Source organism: uncultured Ruminococcus sp. (assembly GCF_937915125.1).
Classification (GTDB): Bacteria; Bacillota; Clostridia; order Oscillospirales; family Ruminococcaceae; genus Ruminococcus_C.
The window spans coordinates 61,064-84,275 of record NZ_CALDMP010000098.1; the positions used below are offsets into that span (position 1 = coordinate 61,064).

The 23,212-nt window shown below is 52.9% G+C and carries 21 protein-coding genes; all 21 read right to left on the reverse strand.

Features of this window, described 5'->3' with window-relative positions:
- Positions 1-10: 10 nt before the first annotated feature.
- Positions 11-400, reverse strand: a complete 390-nt coding sequence (locus tag Q0418_RS10155; RefSeq protein ID WP_298484022.1) for an HI0074 family nucleotidyltransferase substrate-binding subunit — start codon at positions 398-400, stop codon at positions 11-13.
- A 45-nt stretch (positions 401-445) separates the two neighbouring features.
- On the reverse strand, positions 446-1,279 hold the full coding sequence (locus tag Q0418_RS10160; protein ID WP_298484023.1) for a putative RNA methyltransferase: 834 nt from the start codon (positions 1,277-1,279) through the stop codon (positions 446-448).
- Positions 1,276-2,076 (reverse strand): Nif3-like dinuclear metal center hexameric protein, encoded by an 801-nt coding sequence (locus tag Q0418_RS10165; protein WP_298484024.1) that lies wholly within the window; start codon positions 2,074-2,076, stop codon positions 1,276-1,278. Before Q0418_RS10165 ends, Q0418_RS10160 begins: the two co-directional genes overlap by 4 nt.
- Entirely contained in the window at positions 2,070-2,747 is a 678-nt protein-coding gene (locus tag Q0418_RS10170) for a class I SAM-dependent methyltransferase (protein ID WP_298484025.1), read from the reverse strand. The genes Q0418_RS10165 and Q0418_RS10170 overlap by 7 nt, the downstream gene beginning before the upstream one ends.
- A gap of 164 nt (positions 2,748-2,911) precedes the next feature.
- Complete coding sequence (locus Q0418_RS10175) at positions 2,912-3,124, reverse strand: DUF1858 domain-containing protein (protein WP_295216757.1); 213 nt, start codon at positions 3,122-3,124, stop codon at positions 2,912-2,914.
- Positions 3,125-3,277: 153 nt separating this feature from the next.
- Positions 3,278-3,559 carry a zinc-ribbon domain containing protein gene (locus Q0418_RS10180; protein ID WP_295216754.1) on the reverse strand — a complete coding sequence of 94 codons (282 nt, stop codon included), beginning with the start codon at positions 3,557-3,559 and terminating at the stop codon, positions 3,278-3,280.
- Positions 3,560-3,653: 94 nt separating this feature from the next.
- On the reverse strand, positions 3,654-4,226 hold the full coding sequence (locus tag Q0418_RS10185) for a sigma-70 family RNA polymerase sigma factor (RefSeq protein WP_298484026.1): 573 nt from the start codon (positions 4,224-4,226) through the stop codon (positions 3,654-3,656).
- 286 nt (positions 4,227-4,512) lie between these two features.
- Positions 4,513-5,643 carry a cell division protein FtsZ gene (ftsZ, locus tag Q0418_RS10190; protein ID WP_298484027.1) on the reverse strand — a complete coding sequence of 377 codons (1,131 nt, stop codon included), beginning with the start codon at positions 5,641-5,643 and terminating at the stop codon, positions 4,513-4,515.
- A gap of 252 nt (positions 5,644-5,895) precedes the next feature.
- Positions 5,896-6,813 carry a cell division protein FtsQ/DivIB gene (locus Q0418_RS10195; protein ID WP_298484028.1) on the reverse strand — a complete coding sequence of 306 codons (918 nt, stop codon included), beginning with the start codon at positions 6,811-6,813 and terminating at the stop codon, positions 5,896-5,898.
- 56 nt (positions 6,814-6,869) lie between these two features.
- A complete protein-coding gene (murA, locus tag Q0418_RS10200; protein WP_298484029.1) occupies positions 6,870-8,135 on the reverse strand; it encodes a UDP-N-acetylglucosamine 1-carboxyvinyltransferase in 1,266 nt (421 codons plus the stop codon).
- A gap of 394 nt (positions 8,136-8,529) precedes the next feature.
- Entirely contained in the window at positions 8,530-9,657 is a 1,128-nt protein-coding gene (murG, locus tag Q0418_RS10205) for an undecaprenyldiphospho-muramoylpentapeptide beta-N-acetylglucosaminyltransferase (protein WP_298484030.1), read from the reverse strand.
- Entirely contained in the window at positions 9,654-10,904 is a 1,251-nt protein-coding gene (gene ftsW, locus Q0418_RS10210) for a putative lipid II flippase FtsW (RefSeq protein ID WP_298484031.1), read from the reverse strand. The genes murG and ftsW overlap by 4 nt, the downstream gene beginning before the upstream one ends.
- A gap of 35 nt (positions 10,905-10,939) precedes the next feature.
- Entirely contained in the window at positions 10,940-11,968 is a 1,029-nt protein-coding gene (gene mraY / locus Q0418_RS10215; protein ID WP_298484032.1) for a phospho-N-acetylmuramoyl-pentapeptide-transferase, read from the reverse strand.
- Entirely contained in the window at positions 11,952-13,334 is a 1,383-nt protein-coding gene (gene murF / locus Q0418_RS10220) for a UDP-N-acetylmuramoyl-tripeptide--D-alanyl-D-alanine ligase (protein ID WP_298484033.1), read from the reverse strand. Before murF ends, mraY begins: the two co-directional genes overlap by 17 nt.
- Before the next feature lie 37 nt (positions 13,335-13,371).
- Positions 13,372-14,814 (reverse strand): UDP-N-acetylmuramoyl-L-alanyl-D-glutamate--2,6-diaminopimelate ligase, encoded by a 1,443-nt coding sequence (locus Q0418_RS10225; protein WP_298484034.1) that lies wholly within the window; start codon positions 14,812-14,814, stop codon positions 13,372-13,374.
- A 32-nt stretch (positions 14,815-14,846) separates the two neighbouring features.
- Positions 14,847-17,198 carry a penicillin-binding transpeptidase domain-containing protein gene (locus tag Q0418_RS10230; RefSeq protein ID WP_298484035.1) on the reverse strand — a complete coding sequence of 784 codons (2,352 nt, stop codon included), beginning with the start codon at positions 17,196-17,198 and terminating at the stop codon, positions 14,847-14,849.
- 481 nt (positions 17,199-17,679) lie between these two features.
- A complete protein-coding gene (locus Q0418_RS10235) occupies positions 17,680-18,141 on the reverse strand; it encodes a hypothetical protein (RefSeq protein ID WP_298484036.1) in 462 nt (153 codons plus the stop codon).
- 6 nt (positions 18,142-18,147) lie between these two features.
- On the reverse strand, positions 18,148-19,074 hold the full coding sequence (rsmH, locus tag Q0418_RS10240) for a 16S rRNA (cytosine(1402)-N(4))-methyltransferase RsmH (protein WP_298484037.1): 927 nt from the start codon (positions 19,072-19,074) through the stop codon (positions 18,148-18,150).
- 12 nt (positions 19,075-19,086) lie between these two features.
- A complete protein-coding gene (gene mraZ, locus Q0418_RS10245; protein ID WP_298484038.1) occupies positions 19,087-19,515 on the reverse strand; it encodes a division/cell wall cluster transcriptional repressor MraZ in 429 nt (142 codons plus the stop codon).
- A gap of 270 nt (positions 19,516-19,785) precedes the next feature.
- The gene (gene tuf / locus Q0418_RS10250) at positions 19,786-20,985 is read right to left on the reverse strand and encodes an elongation factor Tu (RefSeq protein WP_298484039.1); all 1,200 of its coding nucleotides are present in this window, start codon (positions 20,983-20,985) and stop codon (positions 19,786-19,788) included.
- 131 nt (positions 20,986-21,116) lie between these two features.
- A complete protein-coding gene (gene fusA, locus Q0418_RS10255; protein WP_298484040.1) occupies positions 21,117-23,192 on the reverse strand; it encodes an elongation factor G in 2,076 nt (691 codons plus the stop codon).
- Between the last annotated feature and the right edge of the window lie 20 nt (positions 23,193-23,212).

Consider the following 23,212-nt stretch of genomic DNA (forward strand, 5'->3'; position numbering starts at 1 on the left):
GCGATATGATTCAAATCCATTTTTCCGCAAGTTCCTGTTTTAATGCTTCAAATAGTCCAATAAAATCTGCCTTTGTCTTGCGAATGATATTCAGTGCAATTTCTTCATTATAAGAATGTGCCACCTCATTTCGTGCTTCTAATGCACTCAGCCATTTCTCATCATCATGAATCATACCAGCTTGATACGCAACTTTTATCACCATTTTGGGCGATCCCGTTTTGCTTTCCTCATATCCATGTTCATGCAGACATGCTTTCATGGCTTGACACGCCTGTCCCAGGCAAATCCGAAAAAGCTGAACAATCCCAGTTCGGACCACTAGATCATATGGTTTCTCATATGCTTTACACATTTTCAAATTTTCCAGAGTCTTGCAAAAAATAGTAAATTCCTCCATGTGCAGTCCGCCTTTTTCATATCGCAATATTCTTTGCTTACTGTCTCATTCTCCGGCATCCACCACCCGATACTGCAAAACCTCAAAAGAAATCTGCGTGGACAAGCTTTGCAGCTGTTCCAGCCGGGCATGTTCTTCCCGTCCGGTCTTATAATAATAGGGCGTCATCTGGAATAGATTCTGAATATCCTCCGGGGTGTCCAGCTTCATCCAGCTATCCACATACTCTGCCTGTATCAGCTCGAAGCCCTCCAGGGCATAATCCCGGACGGCATTGGGATATGGCACATCGTAAATTGCCTCTTTCAGCCCCCACAGGTGCTGCTGACCGGGAATCACCATCATCATCACCCCGTTTTTCCGCAGTACCCGGCGGTATTCCTCGCCGCAATAAGGCGCAAAAATGGTCATGAGCAGATCACAGCAGTGGTCAGTTACCGGCAGATGGTAGACACTCCCCACGGCAAAATGCCCATCGGGACAGCGTTTGGATGCCGCATCCGCAGCACTTTTGGAAATATCCACACCGTAGATCTGCATGGGCATATTCCCCTGTTCCAGTGCCTTCGCCACGCCCTCTGTATAATACCCCTCGCCGCAGCCGGCATCCAGCAGTACCCCTCCGGCTCTGCCGTAGCGCAGCGCTGCCTGTTCCAGGGCATTGCGCAGCGGTGCATAGTGTCCGGCATCCAGAAACTTCCGCCGGGCACGCATCATCACCGCATTGTCTCCGGGATTCTTTGCATGCTTGCGGTTCGCCGGAAGCAGATTCACATAGCCGCTCCGTGCCATATCGAAGGTATGCCCCTTGGTACAACTCCAGCACCGTCCACGATGCTGCATAAACGCACCGCAGACCGGGCATTTCCAAACGCTCATTGCAACACACCTCCTGCCAGAACTGCCGCCGGATCGGCACCGGGCATACAGAATATCTCTACATCCGGATATGCCGCCCGGAGCTTGTCATGGAGAATCTGTGCAGCGATCTGCTCTGTACCGTAGTGACCGCAGTCGAACAGTGACAGCCCCAGGAATTCCGCCGCATACCAGCGGTCATGCTTGATATCCCCGGTAATCAGGGCATCGCAGCCCTGCGCTGCTGCCAGTTCCAGCAGGGACGCACTGGAGCCGGAACTGAATGCAATTTTCCGGACCGGCTGATTCCCATTGGAAAAGCGCACTGCCGGACAGCTGAACGCCGCCTGCAATTGCTCTGCCAGTTCCTCCGGCATCCACTCTCTCCGGCTGGTATCCACCCAGCCGAAACCACGTCCGTCTTTCCAGGTGGGTTCCAGTACTGCCGGATTTCCCTCCAGCAGCAAGGCATCTTTCAGCTGCCTATGAGCGTACATGTTCAAGCCCTCCGGCGCAATATCCAGGGGCGTATGGACGCAGATTGCGGCAATGCCATGGGCTGCCAGCTGATATACCGGGCTGGAAACCGGCAGCGCTTTCAGGGGCGAAAAAATCACCGGATGGTGTGCCACAATGAGCTGCACTTCCCGCTGTACTGCCTCTGAGATCACTTCCGCCGAAATATCCAGGGTGGTCAGAATCCGCTGTGCCGGCTGGCACATGCTGCCCACAAGGAGACCGGAATTGTCCCAGGATTCCTGGGATGCAAAGGGTGCGAATGTATCAATGGCTTCATAGATGTTTCCGACTGTCAGCATTTGGATTCCTCCCATGTATGTTCCATTTGTTCCAGCTGTGCCGCAGCTGCTTTCCATTTCTGTGCATCGGGCTGCCCTGCCGTCTCCAGCTGCTGTGCCAGTTTCTGAAAACGTACTCGCTTCCAGCTGGCATAACGCTGTGCCGTTTTCTCCGTCCAATCCGGACAGCCCACTTCCTGTTCCAGAATACTCAAAGTACGTGGCGTACCGTCATACCAGGCATCCAGAATCACGTAGAATTTCTCTCCCTCTGCAATCACATGCTCTTTCCAGCCGAAGCCCTGTGCCGCCAGCCACTGCCGCAGGGTGGGAATCTTTGTCATGGGCTGCAAGATCAGGTGCACCGCATTTTTCCACGGGCATTGTTCCAGAATGTGAACAATCGTCTCGCCGCCCATGCCGGCAATGACCACATCGGTGATGCCCTCCGGCTGTACCTGTTCCAGTCCATCGCAGAGGCGCAGTTCCGTCTGCGCCAGCACGCCGGCTTCGCTGAGGGTACGGCGTGCGGCATCCAAAGGCCCCTGGTGGATATCCGTGGCAACAGCACGGGTACAGATCCCCTTTTGCAGCAGTTCTGCGGTGAGATAGGCGTGATCTGTTCCCACATCGCAGACAACACCGCCCTTTGTCACCAGTGCCGCACAGGCGGCGAGACGTTTGGTCAGCATGTGATTTGTCTCCTTTCTACGAGCAAGTTCGCATAATGTGTCACGTAGGGGCAAACAGCGTTCGCCCCTACAAGCACCACCAGCGAACAAAAATTGCTCCGCCGTCAAAATCCACCATCCGAAGGGGCAGAATTCACACGGGGAGCAATCTGAAAAAAACGATTTTACTTGACATCACCGGCTGCGATCTGCTTGTTCAGCTCTTCCAGCAGCTCATCCGGATCAATGCCGTGCACCATGCAGGCCTCTTCCACAGTCTCTCCACGAGAAGCCGGGCAGCCCAGACAGTGCATACCGATTGCCATAAACAGCGGAGCCGTCTGGGGCGCAATGTCCAGAATATCACCGATGATGGTTTCCTTAGTAATCATTGCCATATTCTAACACCTCCTGTCTGTGCATCATACAGCGCTTTGCTGCATCTGCAAAAATAGCGTACCCGGAATCGGGTTCTGCTATGCAGACAAAAAGAACAGCGTAACTGTTATACAGTCATATACAGTCACAATACCGCATCATTGGAGTGGGGTTTATGCCTCTTCCTTCATTTTGGCATAGCATGCACTGCAATAGATCGGACGACCCTCACGAGGCTGGAACGGAACTCTTGCCTCGCCGCCGCAGGAATCGCAGACAGCAGTGAACATTTCACGCTCCGGTCTCGGTGCATTGCCCCGCTTTGCATCACGGCACGCCTTGCAGCGCTTCGGCTCATTTACAAAGCCTCTTTCTGCGTAAAATTCCTGCTCGCCGGCAGTGAAAACGAATTCTGCTCCGCAGTCCTTGCATACCAAAGTCTTGTCTTCGTACATAGTGTAACCTTACCTTTCCCGAGGCATCCCTTTTGCGGTTCCTCGTGCCGGAATGCTCCGGCAATTCAATTAAAAATATTCCCGGTGCAATTCATCACACCGTGTCCTCCGCCGCCGCACGAAGCTTCCGGCGTGCACGTTGCAACGCATTATCCACTGATTTGACGGACATGTGCAGTTTCTGCGCAGCCTGCGCATAGGAAGCACCGCCATAGATCAGCATGCAAACCTGATATTCCCGCCGGGACAAGCGGTTCACCATGGCACAAATCATTGCCGCAGTCTGGGTCCGGCTCTGTACCACAGAGTCCGGCGACCGTGACGGATCCTGTACCTGAGAGAGCGGCGGCATATCCGACGCCCCCACAGGAAGCGGCAGATTGCGGCATCGCCGCAAGGCAGATACAATGCTGTTTGTCACACATTTCCCCGCATAGGCAGAAAACGGCACGCCCCGTATGCGTTCATACCGGCATGCCGCAGAGATCAGACCCAAAAAGCCCTCCTGTGCGAGATCCTCAGCATCGGAATTCCCCTGATATTGCCGTACCTGACGCCACACGAGACCAGTGTATCGTGTGATCAGGACTTCCATCGCCTGCCGGTTCTGTCTCGCCAGAAGCACAAGCTCCTCATCCGGTAATTGCTCAAAAGGTACCGGCTTCAACACTCATTCCCCTATCAATCCGTGAAATTGTTCAGTTTGCTATTGCTCAGGAAGTGCAGCATGTACCGCATCGCACAGCACATTCCACACTTTTTATATTATATCGGAAAAACAGAAAATTGTCAATAACATTCCTGCGAATTCTCTGACCTGTCCGCAAAACTGGCATTTCTCCCAGTTTTTCAATCGGTTTTTCCAGCAATATGCACAGATTCATGCGCTTGCCCCTGTGAACAAAAAAGCCCCGGCACATAATCGTACCAGGGCTGTCATTTTTTACAAAAACTTATTTCCGATCCAGAATATTGAAGATTGCCATAAGATCATCATCCACCGCCGATGTCTGGGTCTGGGGCTGTGCCGGAGCGGCATTCTGTGCACCGCTGACCTTCACGTCCTTTACCAGAGGATTGTCCACCGGAATGGGCTCTTCCTGTTGTTCCAGTTCGTCCGAGTCAACCATATCGAAGCCGGCAGCGATCACCGTAATGGTCATCTCATCCTGCATATCTTCCTTGAAAGCGGTACCGAAGATGAACTCTACATCGTCGGCTGCCTTGTCAGTGATCATCTTGGTTGCAACATCCACGTCGGAAGAGAGAATATCCTCGCTCATAGCGATATTGATGAGCAGTCGTCTTGCACCGGCAATGGAAGTCTCCAGCAGCGGGCTTGCGATGACTGCGTTTGCAGCTTCCTTTGCCTTGTCCTTGCCGGAACCGTGACCGATTGCCATGTGTGCATAGCCTGCACCCTTCATGATAGTGGAAACGTCTGCGAAGTCCAGGTTGATATAACCCTCTTCTACGATCAGGTCGGAAATGCTCTTGACACCGGTCTTGAGCACATCGTCAGCCAGTGCGAAAGATTCCCGCATGGTCAAAGGCTTGTCCAGACCTTCCAGCAGCTTTTCGTTGGGGATCACGATCAGGGAATCCACATACTTGCGCAGTTCTGCAATGCCGTTTTCTGCCTGGATCATCTTCTGTTCCCGTTCAAAGGCAAAGGGCTTTGTGACAACAGCCACTGTCAGGATGCCAGCTTCCTGTGCCAGACGAGCCACAACAGGTGCTGCACCAGTACCGGTACCGCCGCCCATACCGGCAGTGATGAATACCATATCAGCGCCCTTCAGTGCTGCCTCGATCTCATCCCGGTTCTCTTCTGCGCTGTTTTTGCCCACCTCTGGCTTATTGCCGGCACCACGGCCCTTTGTGAGCTTTGCACCGATCTGGATCTTGGTGGTTGCCTTTGAATTGTTCAATGCCTTTGCATCGGTATTGACTGCAATATACTCAATATCATTTACATCGGAAGATGCCATGCAATTGAGCGCATTTCCGCCGCCGCCGCCGACACCGATCACCTTGATATTTACATCGGGATCAAACGCATCTTCATAGATAAAATCAGTCATCTCAACATTTCCTCCTACAAGAACTTCTATCACAAGCTGTATATTACCCGTATTGTCATTCCGCAAACACGGATTTCTTTCTCTGGAAATACACTTATTATCTTAACACATTTCTGCAAACATTGCAAGCCTTTTTTTGAAATAAATTATGTTTTTCCTTTTCCCACAAGATTTTACCGGGAATAAAGGCAGATTTTCACAATTTTACACAGATTTTTGAAAAAAGCTGTCGCATGAGAGACAGAAAAATCGTTACTGCCAGTCATTTTCCACTGCTGTGGTCTCAGTTGTCGTGGAGATGGGGTCGCCGTTTTCGTCAGTTTCCACCACAGGATCGCCGTTTTCATCTGTTGCCAGAGTGGTCATAGGCGCCGTCGTTTGCCGTTCCACCGACTCCTTGTCCCGATAGGAACACTGGTGGTCGCCCACCATGGAGAGATAGCCCACTTTGTCAGACGAAAGCTTTGTGAGAACAGTTTCCGCCAGAGTTATCTTATACTCCAGATCGCTCCAGTTTCCCAGAGAGAATTCCACCCGATTGTCGAAGGTCAGCACAATGTCATATTTATCCGTCAGGTCAATGGCAGTAATGGGACAATCCAGCCCCTTCGCCATAAGCTTTGTCAAGGTCTGAAAGATCTTATCTTTCTGGCTGTCCTTTGAGGCGAGCATTTGTCCGGCTTCCCGCACCTGTGCTTCAAATCCCGTAATGGTAGGCAGTGCAGCATCTGTTTCCGGGCTATTTTTCAAGATCTTTCCGGCAGCATTTACCTGAAGCGTTCCGCTGTTATCCACCACATTATACGCTGACACACTGGGCGAAACTGTGATCACGAGTTCGTCCGGGAACTCCTTTTTCACGGTGACATTCTCCACATAATAGCACTCACTGAGCACATTCTGCTTCACCTCATCTGCGTTCACCCGCATGAGATTATCGCCGGTATGCACACCAGATGCATGGGCAATATCATCCTTGGAATACTGGGGTGCATCCCCATCGATCACAATTGTCTGAATGTTAAAAAACACAGTCCTGGAAAGCGCAACGCCGATGAACACCACCAGAACCGCAACGACCAGCCCATACAAAGGGCGCATCCGGTTCCGGCGGCGCATCCGCCGGGCATTATTATGACGCTGGATTTCTGTTTTTTCCACATCCTGCATCGCTGAATCCTCCCTGCCCGGAACGCAGAAGCCATAGGGCATTTCTCTTCGTCCGGTTAATTATCATCATCCACCCGTGTGACACGGCCGCCCACGCTGCGGAGTACTGTTTCGATTGTCTCATATCCACGGTCAATATGGGAGATCTGCCGGATCTCCGTTCGTCCCTGTGCCGCCAGTCCGGCGAGCACCATTGCCGCACCGCCCCGGAGATCCGTGGCTGCAACGGACGCACCGCTGAGGGAACGTACACCGGTGACAACAGCAATTCTGCCGGAGACGTGAATCTTTGCACCCATTTTCACAAGAGCGTCCACATGGCGGTAGCGGTTCTCAAAAATATTTTCCTCCAGGACGCTGACGCCGTCTGCCAGGCTGAGCATTGCCATAAAAATCGCCTGGGCATCTGTGGGAAAGCCCGGATGGGGCATTGTCCGGATCAGGGGCACAGCACGCAGCCGTCTGGGTGCCAGCAGATGCATCCGATCCGGTTCCGGGTACACCCGGCAGCCGGCCTGTTCCAGAACCGGGAGCATGTTTTCCAGGGGACGGGCACTGATACCCCGGAGACAGACCGTACCGCCGGTAATTGCCGCCGCACCCAGATAAGTCACCCCGGCGATCCGGTCGGGCAGAATGGAATACGTACCGCCCCGGAGCTTTTCCACGCCGTCTATGACAATGGTACTCTCGCCGTCACCGGAAATTTTTGCGCCGCAGGTACGCAGGAACGAAGCCAGGTCGCAGATCTCCGGTTCTCTTGCTGCATTGTGCAGCACCGTCCGCCCCTGCGCCAGAGTCGCCGCCAGCATGACATTTTCCGTAGCACCCACGGACGGAAAAGGCAGATGGATCTTCGCACCATGCAGTCCCTCGGGTGCGGTACAATCCAGCTGACCGCCGTGAATGGTAAAATGCGCACCCATCTGGCGGAGTGCGTCCAGGTGCATATCAATGGGTCTGGGACCCAGTTCACAGCCGCCGGGATAGGACACATGGCACGCTCCGGTACGACCCAGTACCGCCCCCAGAAAGATAATGGACGAGCGCATTTCCTGCATAAGTGCCTCCGGAATGGTATCCGACCGCAGGTCACACACACGCACAGTCACCGTATGTTCCTGTATCATACAGCGGCACCCCAAATGGGTCAAAATCCGGCAGGCGGCAAAGACATCCGTCAGCCGGGGACAATTCTCCAGGACGGTCTCGCCGTCGCACAACAGTACGCCCGCAAGGATCGGAAGTGCGCTGTTTTTTGCGCCATGTAAGAAAATATCCCCTTCCAGCGGAACGCCGCCCTCGATCACCAGTTTTTGCAATCCGCATCACCTCTTTTTATTTTCAGTGTATGCGGAGTCGGGAAAATTGGTGAGAATCATACAGATTCTAAGTCGAGTTGTGCTGAGATATGGAAAGTTCATCTCGTTGCAAACGTCCCACCGGGACGTTTGCAAGGCTTCACTGGAGAAAATGGCTTTACAAGGCGGGGCGGTCTTATTCGCCCCGCCTCGAAAAAGCTGTCGCTTTTTCTCACCACCCTCTCCGCGGCGCAGAAGAATGCGCCGGGGTGTTTCGCCGCCTGCGGGCGGCGACCAGGGCTTCTCGCCCTGGACCTCGCCAGCATTTTTGAAAAATTGCTGGACCAAAAAACTTCATTGCCAGGCAGCCCTTTTAAAAACGGAAAAAAACATCTCGTTCTTTTACTTTGCCGCCTTATTTCTTCTTCTGCACCAAGCCCTCAATCACCTTCCAGATACGTTCTTCTGTATCCGGAATCTCCAATCCCTTTGCCTTCTGTCCCATCTGTGTCAGGCGGTCACGGTCATGATACAGTCTCTCCACCTCCTGGATGATCCGCTGTGGCGAAGCGTCTTTCTGTTCAATGACAATGGCAGCCCCGGCATCCCCAAGCACATTGGCATTATGCAGCTGGTGATTGCCTGTCACAATGGGGGACGGAATGAGAATAGAACCTCTCCCCACAGCCTCCAGTTCTGCCAGCGTAGACGCACCGGAACGGCAGATGACCAGATCTGCCGCCGCCAGGCATACATCCATATCATTGATGTACTCCGTAATCCGCAAACGGTCGCTCTCCATGGGAATCCCTGCCTGCTGCATCGCCGCCGGGAATGTCTCCTTTCCCATACCGCCATAGCCGTGAATGTGGTTGATCGCCAGCCCCTTTTTCACGTGCCACGGAATCAGTTCTGCCATGGCTTCGTTGATACATCCTGCCCCCAGACTGCCGCCAAAAGAGAGGATGCATAGTCCATCATCAAAGCCCAGCTTTTTCCGTGCAGCAGCTTTGTCCGGGTGGGAAATACCGCCGCGCACCGGAAGTCCTGTCACAGTATAAGCACAGTCCGGGTGGAGATACTCCAGCGCCTTTTCCACCGTCAGCATGACGTGGTCTACTTCTTTTGCCAGCATTTTGTTAGTCACACCAGGAAAGGCATTCTGCTCATGAATGGCGCAGGGCACGCCCAGATGAGCCGCCGCATGAAGAATGGGACCTGCCACATAGCCGCCGGTGCCGATGGCAACGTCCGGCTGGAACTGCTTCACGATCTTCCGGGCACGGGGCTGGGATGTGGCGAGATAATATGCCGCTTTCACATTGCGCCCCATGTTTTTCAGGGTCAGTTTCCGCTGAAACCCTGCCACATGCATGGTCTCCATGCGATAGCCTGCCTGGGGCACAAGACGTGCCTCCATGCCGTTGGGCGTTCCCACAAAGAGGAATTCTGCCGAAGGGTCGTGCTGTTTGATAATGGAGGCAATGGCAAGTGCCGGGTTGATGTGACCGCCCGTGCCGCCTCCTGCCAATAATACTTTCATAGGTTACCTCCCTGCCGGGGCTGTGTCCGTTCCATGACCCCAGTGTCCGCCGGCTTCTGTTTTTCCACACGATAACGCACACGGGAAATATTCAAAACAATTCCCATTTCTGCCAGCTGTAAGATCAGCGCCGTGCCGCCGTAGCTGAAGAAGGGCAGACTGATACCCGTATTGGGAATCAGGTTGCTGACTACGGCAATGTTGAAAAACGCCTGCAATCCGATGTGGGAAGTGAGCCCAATGGCAACCAGCATCCCGAATTTATCCCTGGCGTGCATGGCAATGTGGAATCCGCGGATCACCAGCATCGCAAACAGCAGCAGCACGGTCACTGCGCCCACAAAGCCCAGTTCTTCACAGACAATGGAAAACACAAAGTCATTTTTGGTTTCCGGCAGGTATAGATATTTCTGCCGGGATTCTCCCAGACCCAGTCCGAACAGTCCGCCGGAACCAATGGCGATCAGAGACTGGCAGGTCTGCCAGGTATCGCCCAGGCTGTCGGCAAACGGATCCAGCCAGGAATTGATACGCTTTCCGATATACTCATAGCTGTCGGACATGAGAAAGCCGATGAGCAGCGCAGCACCCACTGCGGCAATACCGATCATCAGAAATTGTTTCAGATCTGCACCGCCCACGAAAATCAGAATGATGCACATGAGCACAATGAGCACTGTGGCAGAAAGGTGCGGTTCCTTGATGAGGAGTGCCGCCGGGATCGCCATAAACAGCAGCAGCGGCAGCATTCCCTTGCGGAACGACCGCATATTGTCGTAGTTCTTTTCAATGACATAGGACAGGAAAACGACAATGCCGATCTTCATCAGCTCTGACGGCTGAAAGTTAAAGCCGCCGATGGCGATCCATCGTGTGGCACCGCCTTCCGTAACGCCGATTCCCGGGACAAATACCATGACCAGCAGCACCAGAGGGATGATATAGGCACCTACTGCGATCATGGGCTTCTGAAATATGTGATAATCCACCGTGCAGAGCACACACATGATCACCAGTCCCACAATGGCATTTTTGATCTGATTTGCCGCATAGAACGTACCATCCTCACCCTCGGCAATGGCCCAGGCATAGCTGGCTGAGAACATCATAATAATGCCGATAACCAGCAGTGCAATGACGATCAGGAAAAAGGCAAGATCTACCTCGCCGTAACGCACATTGCGCTGCCACAGGGGCAGATTGAAGCGACTTTTTTTTCGTGTTCCGGCAGCAATTTGTTCCGCCATATGCAACCTCCTTGGGGGTTCGGACATCGTTGCCCTTAGAATATCACAAGCAGCAGTCCGCACAGTCCGGCAATGAGACCGAACAGAGAAAATGTAATGACAATCTTATATTCACTGAAGCCGCTCATCTCAAAATGATGGTGGATGGGCGTCATTTTAAAGATACGGCGACCCTCGCCGTACTTCTTTTTCGTATACTTAAAATAGGTCACCTGGATCATAACGGAAAGTGCCTCCAGGATGTATACCAGCGCTACCAGCACCAGCACCAGATGCTGGTGGGTGGCTAGCCCCACTGCGGCAACTGCCGCACCCAGGAACATAGAGCCGGTGTCGCCCATAAAGCACTTTGCCGGGTGGAGATTCCACACCAGAAAGCCCAGGCATCCGCCGGCAAGCGCCATGGTGAACAGGGTGTATGTGTGCATCTGAAGTCTGCTGCAAATGAGCGTGAAGATCAGCATTGCCACCAGCGTCACAGTGCCGCAGAGGCCGTCTACACCGTCTGTCAGATTCACCGCATTGGTCAGGTACAGGATCACCAGCACCATAAGGGGATAATAGAACCACTTGATATCAAACTGCACAAACGCCAGGTCAATGACGGTGTTCCGGTCGCCCAGGAAGTACATTGCACCCAGCCACAACACTGCTGCCACTACCTGCAAAATGATCTTCTGCATGGGCGTCAGACCCTCATTCTGTTTCTTCGCCACCTTTGCGAAGTCGTCAATAAAGCCGATAACGCCGAACAGAATGCAGAACAGCACACAGCTCAGTACCCGGAGTGCTTCCCGGTCGCCGCCGATGGAAACGGCATCCGTTGTACCGAAAAAACGGTACAGAGCATAGCCAACAGCCGTGCCCACAACGCTGCCCACAATGAACAGAATACCGCCCATGGTAGGCGTCCCCTGCTTTCCGGCGTGCCACTTCGGCCCGAAATCGACTTTGATGGGCTGCCCGAATTTCAGCTTGTGCAGCCACGGAATCAGGGCTTTTCCGCCCAGTGCTGCCACGGCAAATGCCAGCAGTCCCACTGCAATGTTAATCCAGAACGGCATCTTCTGCATCCTCCTCCTGCTCAAATATCACGTCAATACAATCCTCCAGGTGCATGCCCCGGCTCGCCTTGAACAATACCACATCATCCGGCCTCAAATACTGGCGGATCACACGGCAAAGCTCCCGGCGATCCTCGGTGTGATACACCGAAACCTCCTGCATGGCAGCTCGCTGTGCCAGGTAGAAGGATTCCTTTCCGAAGCAGAACAGCGCATCCACTTCGCTTGCCGCTGCCATTTCGCCCACCAGGGTGTGCAGCTGACGGGACATTTCCCCCAGCTCCAGCATATCCCCCAGCACAGCCACTCGTCTGCCCTTACAAGGCAGATCATGGAGTACAGTCAGTGCTGCTTTCATGGAATCCGGGCTGGCATTATAACAGTCTGCAATAATGGTATATGCGCCCCGGCGGTAAATATTCTGCCGCAGACCCACGGTCTGATACTGTCCCAGAGCACGACAGATCTGTTCCGGCGCAATGCCGGCAAGTCTGCCTACGCAGAATGCTGCCAGGGCATTCATGACATTATGGTCTCCGGCACAGGGCAGTACCACCGGATACTTCTCACCGTCCTGGGCGAGAATGAAGAATTCCGTGGACTGTGCCTTGCGCACGATATCCACCGCACGGACATCTGCCTTGGGAGACTGCATACCATAGGTCACCACCGGACGGGACAGATCCCGTTTGAGCGGTGCCAGGAGTGCATCATCTCCGTTCACCACAAGGGGTGCATCCGGTGCCATGCCGTCCTGGATCTCCAGCTTTGCCTGTAAGATGCCTTCCTGGGTCTTGAGATTTTCGATATGGGAATAACCGATGTTGGTGATAACACCCATGGATGGCTGTGCCGTCCGGGAAAGGCGGCTGATCTCGCCGAAGTGGGACATACCCATTTCAATGACAGCAGCCTCGTGGGAATCCTCCAGCTGGAGCAAGGTCTTGGGGAGACCGATCTCGTTGTTCAGGTTGCCCTGGGTTTTCAGGGTGCAGAACTGGGATTCCAGTACACAGGCGATCATTTCCTTGGTGGTTGTCTTTCCCACACTGCCGGTGATACCCACCAGTACCGGGGAGAATTTATGCCGGTAAAAGCCAGCAATGCGCAGCAGTGCCCTGCCCGTATCCTTTACCACCAGACAAGGGCAGTCCGCAATGGGATACTCCGTCACAGCGGCAACCGCACCGGCTTCTATTGCCTGCTTTACAAAATTGTGTCCGTCAAAGCGTGCACCCCGCAGTGCCACAAAGAGACATCCCTCCGGCAGGTCACGGGTATCGGTGCTCACGCAGGTGATCTCCGCTTCACACGGAATCGGGCACTGCAATATTTCTTTCAATTCTGACAACATCCAAGGCTTCATCTGTCAATCCCCCAGCATTTATTTTTGGAACACTTTCTCAGCGTTTCGGTACGAGCGGCAGGCATTCACGCACAATTTCCCGTTCGTCCATATGAATGTGCACGCCGCCCGGCAGCACCTGATAGTCCTCATGACCCTTTCCGGCGAGCACGATCACATCGCCGGGCTGTGCCAGCTGCATACTCCGCAGAATGGCTTCCTTCCGGTCTACCACCACTTCATAGGGCACTTCGCTGCCCTCCAGTCCCGTGAGGATATCTGCAATGATGGCCTCGGGGTCCTCATCTCTGGGATTATCCGAAGTGACCATGAGAAAGTCCGCATATTTCGCCGCAGCCTGTGCCATTTTCGGGCGCTTTGTGGCATCCCGGTTGCCGCCGCAGCCGAAGAGACAGATCAGTCTGCCTTTGGTGTATTCCTTCACGCTCCGCAGGATATTTTCCACAGCGTCCGGCGTGTGGGCATAATCACAGATCACTGTGAAATCCCGGTCAGTGGGGATCACCTCGCATCTGCCACGGACGCCGGTGCATGTCTCTAGCGCCGACAGGATCCGTCCCAGAGGCATTCCCAGTGCATGACATGCCGCAACTGCCGCAAGGGCATTGGACACGTTGAACATTCCCGTCAGGTGCAGATTTACCGGATAGGACTTTCCGCCGCAACAAAGCCAGAAGCTGGTGCCATCGGCACGGAGCTTTATGGCATCGGCATAGAAATCCGCCTGATTACTGCTGCCGTAGGAGATGCCGGGACATGCGATCTCGCCGAAGAGCCGTTCACCGTAGCTGTCATCTGTATCAATAACCGCCTGGTCACAGCGGAAGAACAGAAGTTTCTTCGCCTGATAATACTGTTCCATGGTGCCGTGATAATCCAGGTGATCCTGTGTCAGATTCGTAAATACTGCCGCATCAAAGTGGGTATCGCCGATACGCTGCTGTACCAGTCCGAAGGAGGAAACCTCCATGACCACATAATCACAGCCGGCATCTGCCATTTTCCGATAAAGCGCCATGAGGTCGTAGACAAAGGGCGTGGTATTGTCCGTATGCACCACCTGGCTGCCGATCTCATTCTGGATGGTTCCGATGAGTCCCACAGTATGGCCGTTTTTCGTCAGAATATGTTTGATGAGATTGGTGATGGTGGTCTTTCCATTTGTGCCGGTGACGCCCACAAAGTGCATCTTCCGTTCCGGATGCCCGAACCATGCGGCACAGAGCTTTCCGTACAGGGCACGGGTATCCTCCGTCAGAATCTGGCGGTCACCCAGTCCCAGATCATGATCTACCAGTACCGCAGCTGCACCACGCTCCAGCATTTCTGCCGCAGCATTGTGTCCATCGAAGTGCTCTCCCCGAATGCAGGCAAACACCATACCCGGCTGTATCTTCCGGGAATCGTCTGTGAGACCAGTGATCTCCTGGTCGGGCAGACTGGTCACTGCATTGTTCTCCAGCAGCTCATATAATTGCATGTTCCTCATCCTTTCTGACGGCATATACGCCGTTAATCGTTCACCTCGCCGGCAACCAGCGTCAGCGTGATAGACGTGCCTCGCTGTACCTGAGTACCCTCAGCTTCTGACTGGAACTGTACCAGTGCACCCTCGCTGCTTGCCGAAGCGCCCACAACGGCATAATTCAAGCCGTAATACGACAATGTTTCATTTGCCTGTGAGATCGTCATGCCCACCAGATTGGGCACAGTGACAAGATCTCTCGTGATATCACTTTCTGTATAGAGCAGCACTTTTCCGCCCTTGGCAATGCTCGTTCCGGTGGTAGGAGACTGGGATACAACTGTACTGCCCTCACCGACGATCTCATAGGTCAGCCCCAGCTGTTCCAGAGATGCCTTTGCACTTTCCAGAGATGCATCCTGGAGCAGCGGCACATTGACATTCATCTCCTGTGCCTCTTCGTCCGTATATTCCGGATAATAGCCCATATAGGGCAGGATCTCCTGCATCACTTCCCGTGCATAAGGCGTTACAACCCTAGAACCATAATAGCCGATCTCCGGATTCGGATAGTCCGCCTGGATCAGCAGAATGACCTCGGGATCATCCGCCGGTGCAAAGCAGCAGTACGATGCCACATAGTCGTCCTCAATGGCTGTGTTACGAATTTCCGCCGTACCGGACTTACCGCCGATGCGATAGCCCTGGATGTACGCATTATGGGAAGGATTGTTGTCCACAACTGCCTGAAGCTGTTCCCGTACAGTCTGAGAAGTTTCCTCCGAAATGATCTGCCGCTTCACCTTTCTACTGTTTTGCAGCGCCATATTGCCGTTGCTGTCCACAATATGATCCACCACATAGGGCGTCACCAGATAGCCGCCGTTGATGGCAGCAGAATAGGCGGTGATCAGTTCCAGCGTAGTCAGCTCATTTGTCTGACCAAATGCACTGGACGCCAGGTCAACCTGGGACATGTCATCCTTTTCCACATAGGCACCGGATACTTCGCCGGGCAGGTCGATGCCCGTCTTTTCCGACAGTCCGAAACCGTGGAAATAATAGCTGAATTTATCCACACCCAGACGCAGACCGATCTCCATAAACGCCGGGTTACAGGAATTGGTCAGTGCCTGTGTGAACGTCTGGGCACCGTGACCGGTACGCTTGGAACAGCCGATCTTTGCGTCCTGCACCTGCAAATAGCCCTGACAGAAGAAGCTGTCACTGTCCAGGTCGATGAGATCTTCCTCGAAAGCCGAAGCTGTGGTCACGATCTTAAACGTCGAGCCAGGGGGATTGATCTCGCTGATCGCCTTGTTCCGCCACTGGGTCTCCCGGGCTTCCAGATAGGCGTCCTGATACTCCGCTTCCGGCAGTTCCGCCAGAGCGTTTGCCGTCTTGGTATCATAAATTTCCGATGGATTGTTCAGATCAAAGGACGGATAGGTCGCCATGGCATAGATCTCGCCGGTTTTTGGGTTCATAAGAATGCCCGTGGCACGATCCTGCACCTCATACTCCTGCACCATTTCCGAAAGTGCCTTTTCCAGATAATACTGCATGGTCGTATCCAGAGTCAGGTAAAGGGACGCACCATCCTCCGCTTCATAGGTGGTGGAATAACGATAGGGCATTTCCTCACCGTTGGCAGCCTGTGCCGAAATGACACGGCCGTCTACACCTGCCAGATATTCATCATACTGATATTCCAGACCATACTGACCATCGCCGTCACCATTGGTGAAGCCGATCACAGCCGCAGCCAGCTCATTCTGCGGATAATAGCGGCGTGTAGTTGCCTCTGTGCCGATAAAAGAAAGGTTCAGCGTGTCAAAATAGGCTACGATCTCGTCTGCAATATCCTTTTCCACCTGGGTCTGCAAAACATAGTATCTGCCGGATTTTGCGAAGGATTCCTCCACCTTTTGCGGTGTGATCTCCAGCTTTTCCGACAGGAAGGTCACGATGGAGTCATGAAGCTGATCCGTATCCACCAGATTTGCCGCTTCTTCTCCGTCCTCCTCGGCAGCTGCCTGCTTCTTCGCATTGGATTTTTCGATAGAATCCATTTCTTCCTGATAGAGCTTCGGGTCTATGTACACATTATACACCGTTGCACTCCAGGCAAGGGCAGTTCCGTTGGCATCATAAATGGCGCCGCGGCTGGCGTCCAGTGTCATGGTACCGAAATGATAGTTATTGGCAAGGGTTTCATACTTGGCATTGTCCATCACAGAGACCTTGAACAATTTTCCGGCAACTGCAATGCACATGATCATGAGCACCGCCATACTCACCTTCGAACGCCGCCGCATCCGCGTGGATGCCGAGCGTGATGGTTTTTTCTGCGAATTCTCCCCTTGTTTTTCCTTCTCTTTTTCTCCCATATGCATCATCAGCCACACCTCCGGTTTCCATGCGGGCAATCGGTTTCTCATAAAATTGCTGTCAGGCAATACCGTGTAAAACCCACTGGCGTCTCTGTCGGTCTTGCTTTTATAATAGAATCAGGCAGGGAATCGTAGTCATTACCCCGCCTGTTTCAACCGTCATTCCTTGAGATCGATCCACACGCTGCATAACATGCAGCGAAGCCTGGACACCTCAAAAGACGGGAATCTCCAATTTTGCGGCAAACGATTACCTTGCCGCAAAACGTATGTCGGAATCAAAACCAACCTTGCTGCGCCATCTGTCCGATGGTCTTTTTGTGCGCCCGGTCAGATTCAACTCCAGATCCGACACCCGAATATTATCTCTTTCCTCTGTATGTCTATACTAACGGCATATTTTCTGTATGAATTCCGCTGTACAGCGGCGCCGATAGACAGCAAAATAAATCTGGAGAACATCTCATGTCACCATATTCTATGCAGCTTAGCCACGCAGGTATGCCACAATGTCTTCAAACTTATGCTTGATCCGGACAAAGATGTTCTGTTCTCCCTCTTCGATCACGACCTCATCATCGGTCTGTATCTCAATATATTGAATCTGAGATTTATCCAGCTTCTGGAGCCCCAGATGCTGCTCTGCATACTCTTTGATATTACTGATGGAAGCCTTTCCCTCCAATTCCGTCTGCATCCGCACATTTTCGCTGCGCAGGATGTTGAGTTCTGCATTGGCAGAAGAAATCTCAGAATAAACTTCGTTTAATTGTACATAGCTGTTAATGACCACGCTGAACAGCAGCAGCGCCAAAACCCCGGCAATAAACACTTTCAAGGCAGCGCCTCGTTTGCTGGGATCGATCCGAAAGACGAAAATACCGCTGGAGGGTGCTTTGATTTCCTCCGGTTCCGCCGGCTTCGGTACAGATGATTTCTGCTTCGACATAAGCGTTCAGCGGCTCCTTTCCAAAACACGAAGCTTTGCACTCCGGCTCCGGCTGTTCCGGGACAATTCCTCTTCGCTAGGTGCAATAGGCTTTCTTGTGACCAGCTTTGCCTCCGGTACTCTGCCACAGACGCACTGCGGAAAGTCCGGCGGACAGACACAGCCCTGACACCAAGCGGCAAACTGTCGTTTCACCATCCGGTCCTCCAAGGAGTGAAATGTAATCACCGCAAGACGTCCGCCGGGCTTCAGCACCGAAAATGCAGCCTGGAGACCTGCCTCCAGGTGCTCAAACTCTCCATTGACAGCGATACGAATCGCCTGGAAAGACTTTTTACATGGATTTTTCAGACGGCGCACCTTCGGCGGCACACTGCTTTTAATAAGTTCCGCCAGTTCCGATGTGGTATGGATGGGCTTTTCCCCTCTGGCACGCACAATATTTCTCGCAATACTGCGGGCAAAGGATTCCTCTCCATAGGTGTAGAGAATGCGGGAAAGCTCCGCCTCGGAGGCGGTATTCACCAGTTCCTCCGCCGTCATTCCGGTCTGGCTCATGCGCATATCCAGAGGCGCATCCCCATGGTAAGAAAACCCACGGGATTCCTCATCCAGCTGATGGGACGAAACGCCCAGATCCAACAGGACACCGTCCACCGGTGCTGCGCCCATTTCCGTCAGAACCGTCTGCATTTCATCATAATTGTGATGCACTACCTCCGCCGGATATGGTGCAAGGCGTTCCGTGGCTACCGCAACTGCGTCCGGGTCCCGGTCGAATCCGATGAGATGACCGCCTGCTGTCAGGCGCTTTGCGATTTCCACTGCATGACCGGCGCCGCCCACTGTGCCGTCCACATATGTGCCGTCGGGGCGAATTGCCAGACCATCCAGCACTTCCTGTAACAAAACAGGAATATGAACAAATTCCATGGGCGCCTCCTTTTAGAATCCCAGTTCCTCCAGTGTTTCCAGCATCTGCTTTGCATCAAAAGCGGCATTGAGGGCATCCCATCTGGCTCTGTCCCAGATCTCCGCCTTGTTGTTGGCACCGATCACCACCACGTCCTTTTCCAGTCCGGCAAACATCCGCAGATCCTGGGGGATCAGCACACGTCCCTGTTTATCGGGCGTAAGAATCCCGGCACCGGAAAAGAGCCAGCGTTTGATCTGGCTGCCCTTGGCTTCGGGAATGAGCGCCACCTTTGCAGAAAGGCGATCCCATTCCTCTTCGGAATACACCGTCAGACACGGCTGGTCCAATCCCTTTGTGACATAGAACGACGCACCTAAAATTTCACGGAGCTTCGTCGGAAAATTCAGGCGTCCCTTTACATCAATATTGTGGTAATAGGTGCCCATAAGGGAAGCCACATTCGCCGCCGCCTTTCCACAAAAGAATCAGACAGACTGTGGGAGTGGTGCCCCACTTTTAGGGAATCCGCCCCACTTTTCACCGCCATGTTATTATTATACCGTATCTCCGACAAAATTGCAAGAATGCAACAACAGAAAGGTACAAAAAATATGTCTGAAAAATTTTCTTTTTTTTATACAGGTTGCACAAAGTGAACCATACATGTAACACAAAAGGGACGAGCCGAAGCTCGTCCCTCATGGAATTCACAAAAAATGCAAATTGAATTATTCGTTGATTGCAGTTACAACGCCGGAGCCTACAGTTCTGCCGCCCTCACGGATAGCGAAACGCAGACCTTCTTCGATAGCGATCGGGGAGATCAGCTCAACGTCCATCTCTACGTTATCGCCCGGTGTGCACATTTCAACGTCAGCCGGCAGAGTGATGATACCGGTAACGTCAGTTGTTCTGAAATAGAACTGCGGTCTGTAGTTGTTGAAGAACGGTGTGTGACGGCCGCCTTCTTCCTTCTTCAGAACGTAAACCTGACCCTTGAACTTGGTGTGCGGGTGAATGGAGCCCGGCTTGCAGAGAACCTGACCACGCTCAACCTGGTCACGGGTGATACCACGGAGCAGTGCACCAACGTTATCGCCTGCTTCTGCAAAGTCCAGAGACTTACGGAACATTTCCAGACCGGTAACAACGGTGTTCAGCTTTTCTTCAGACAGACCAACGATTTCAACCGGCTCGTTTACGTTCAGCTTTCCGCGCTCTACACGACCGGTAACAACGGTACCACGGCCAGAGATGGTCATAGTATCCTCGATCGGCATCAGGAACGGCTTTGCATCGTCACGTTCCGGAGTCGGGATATACTCGTCAACAGCGTTCATCAGATCGATGATCGGCTGATATGCCGGATCGCTCAGATCGTCCGGAGCTTCCAGAGCAGCCAGAGCAGAACCAGTGATGATCGGAGTGTCATCACCCGGGAAGTCATACTCGCTCAGGGTGTCACGGATATCCATCTCAACCAGTTCCAGCAGTTCCGGATCGTCAACCTGGTCAGCCTTGTTCATGAATACAACGATTGCCGGTACGCCTACCTGACGAGCCAACAGGATGTGCTCCTTAGTCTGAGCCATCGGGCCGTCAGAAGCAGCAACTACCAGGATAGCGCCGTCCATCTGAGCTGCACCGGTGATCATGTTCTTAACGTAGTCAGCGTGACCCGGGCAGTCAACGTGTGCATAGTGACGTGCATCGGTCTCATACTCTACGTGAGCAGTATTGATTGTGATACCACGCTCTCTCTCCTCCGGAGCCTTATCGATCATATCGTAAGCCTCATACTGCGCCTGACCCTTCAGAGCCAGAGTCTTTGTGATCGCAGCAGTCAGAGTGGTCTTACCATGGTCAACGTGACCGATGGTACCAATGTTTACATGCGGTTTGGTTCTTTCAAATTTAGCCTTTGCCATTGGAATAATCCTCCTCAATGAAAAAATTTCAGCGTAAGGCACTTAACGAGAAGTGTTACGTATATTGTAGCAGATTCCGAGAAAAATTGCAAGTGTTTTTTGAAAAAATCATTGGATTTTTCAAAAAAACTTTATTTCTTTCTGGAAGACATGATTTTTTCGGCGATATTCTTCGGAACTTCCTGATAGCTGTGGGGTTCCATGGAATACTGACCACGGCCCTGTGTGTTGGAACGCAAGTCGCTGGTATAGCCGAACATTTCGGACAGCGGCACCAGAGCGTCAACCTGTACAGTACCTGTACGGGATTCCTGACCCTGGATCTGTCCACGACGGGAACTCAGGTCGCCGATAACAGTACCGGTGTAATCGTCCGGAACGGTAACGGAAACCTTCATGATCGGTTCCATGAGGATGGGCTGTGCCTGCTTCATTGCTTCCTTGAATGCAATAGAACCAGCGATCTTGAATGCCATTTCCGAAGAGTCAACTTCGTGATAGGATCCATCGTACAGCTCAACCTTTACGTCAACGACCTCATAGCCTGCCAGGATACCTGCCTGCATTGCGCCGCGGATACCTGCATCGACAGCCGGAATATATTCCTTCGGGATGGCACCGCCGACAACCTTGTTGGTGAACTCATAGCCTTTACCGGACTCGTTAGGCTCAACACGGATCTTAACGTGACCGTACTGACCGGAACCACCAGACTGCTTCTTGTACTTGTAGTCCACATCGGCATTGCCCTTGATGGTTTCCTTGTAGGATACCTGGGGTGCACCAACGTTTGCTTCTACCTTGAACTCACGGAGCAGACGGTCTACGATGATATCCAGGTGCAGCTCGCCCATGCCGGCGATAATGGTCTGACCGGTTTCCTCGTCTGTCCAGGTACGGAAGGTCGGGTCTTCTTCTGCCAGCTTTGCCAGCGCAATCCCCATCTTGTCCTGACCAGCCTTGGTCTTCGGCTCGATCGCCAGCTGGATAACCGGCTCCGGGAATTCCATGGATTCCAGGATAACCGGGTGCTTTTCGTCACAGAGTGTATCACCGGTGGTGGTATTCTTCAGACCAACAACGGCAGCGATATCGCCTGCGTAAACAGTTTCGATATCCTTTCTGTGGTTTGCGTGCATCTGTACGATACGACCCATACGCTCCTTGTTGTCCTTGGTAGCGTTCAGAACGGTATCGCCGGCATTTACGGTACCGGAATATACACGGAAGAAGCACAGCTTACCTACGAAGGGGTCAGTTGCGATCTTGAATGCCAGAGCGGAGAACGGCTCGTCATCGGAAGAGTGGCGCTCGCACTCTTCGCCTGTCTCAGCGTCAACGCCCTTGATTGCGGGAACGTCCAGCGGAGACGGCATATAATCCACAACAGCGTCCAGGAGCTTCTGTACGCCCTTGTTGCGGTAAGAGGTACCGCATACAACCGGTACCATGGTGTTTGCGATAGTAGACTTACGGATGCAGGCCTTGATCTCGTCGATGGTGATCTCTTCGTCAGCGAAGAACTTCTCCATGAGCTCGTCATCCTGTTCAGCCACATGCTCCATCAGGTTCTGACGATATTCCTCAGCCTTTTCCTTCATATCCTCCGGAATTTCTTCCACGCGGATATCCTTGCCCAGGTCATCATAGTATACATATGCCTTCATTTCAACCAGGTCGATGATGCCCTTAAACTCGTCCTCAGCACCGATAGGCAGCTGGATCGGAACAGCATTACACTTCAGTCTGTCGTGCATCATGTCTACAACGCGGTAGAAATCGGCACCCATGATGTCCATCTTATTGACATATGCCATGCGGGGAACCTGATACTTATCAGCCTGACGCCATACGGTTTCAGACTGGGGTTCTACGCCGCCCTTTGCGCAAAATACGGTAACAGAGCCGTCCAGTACACGCAGGGAACGCTCTACCTCAACGGTAAAGTCCACGTGACCCGGGGTATCAATGATGTTGATTCTGTGACCTGCCCAGTATGCGGTGGTTGCAGCGGATGTGATAGTGATACCACGCTCCTGCTCCTGTGCCATCCAGTCCATAGTAGCAGCACCCTCGTGGGTCTCGCCGATCTTATGGTTGATACCGGTGTAGAACAGAATACGCTCTGTTGTAGTGGTCTTACCGGCATCGATGTGCGCCATGATACCGATATTTCTGGTTTTTTCCAGGGAACAATCTCTAGCCATAGATGATCCTCCTTTTCCCG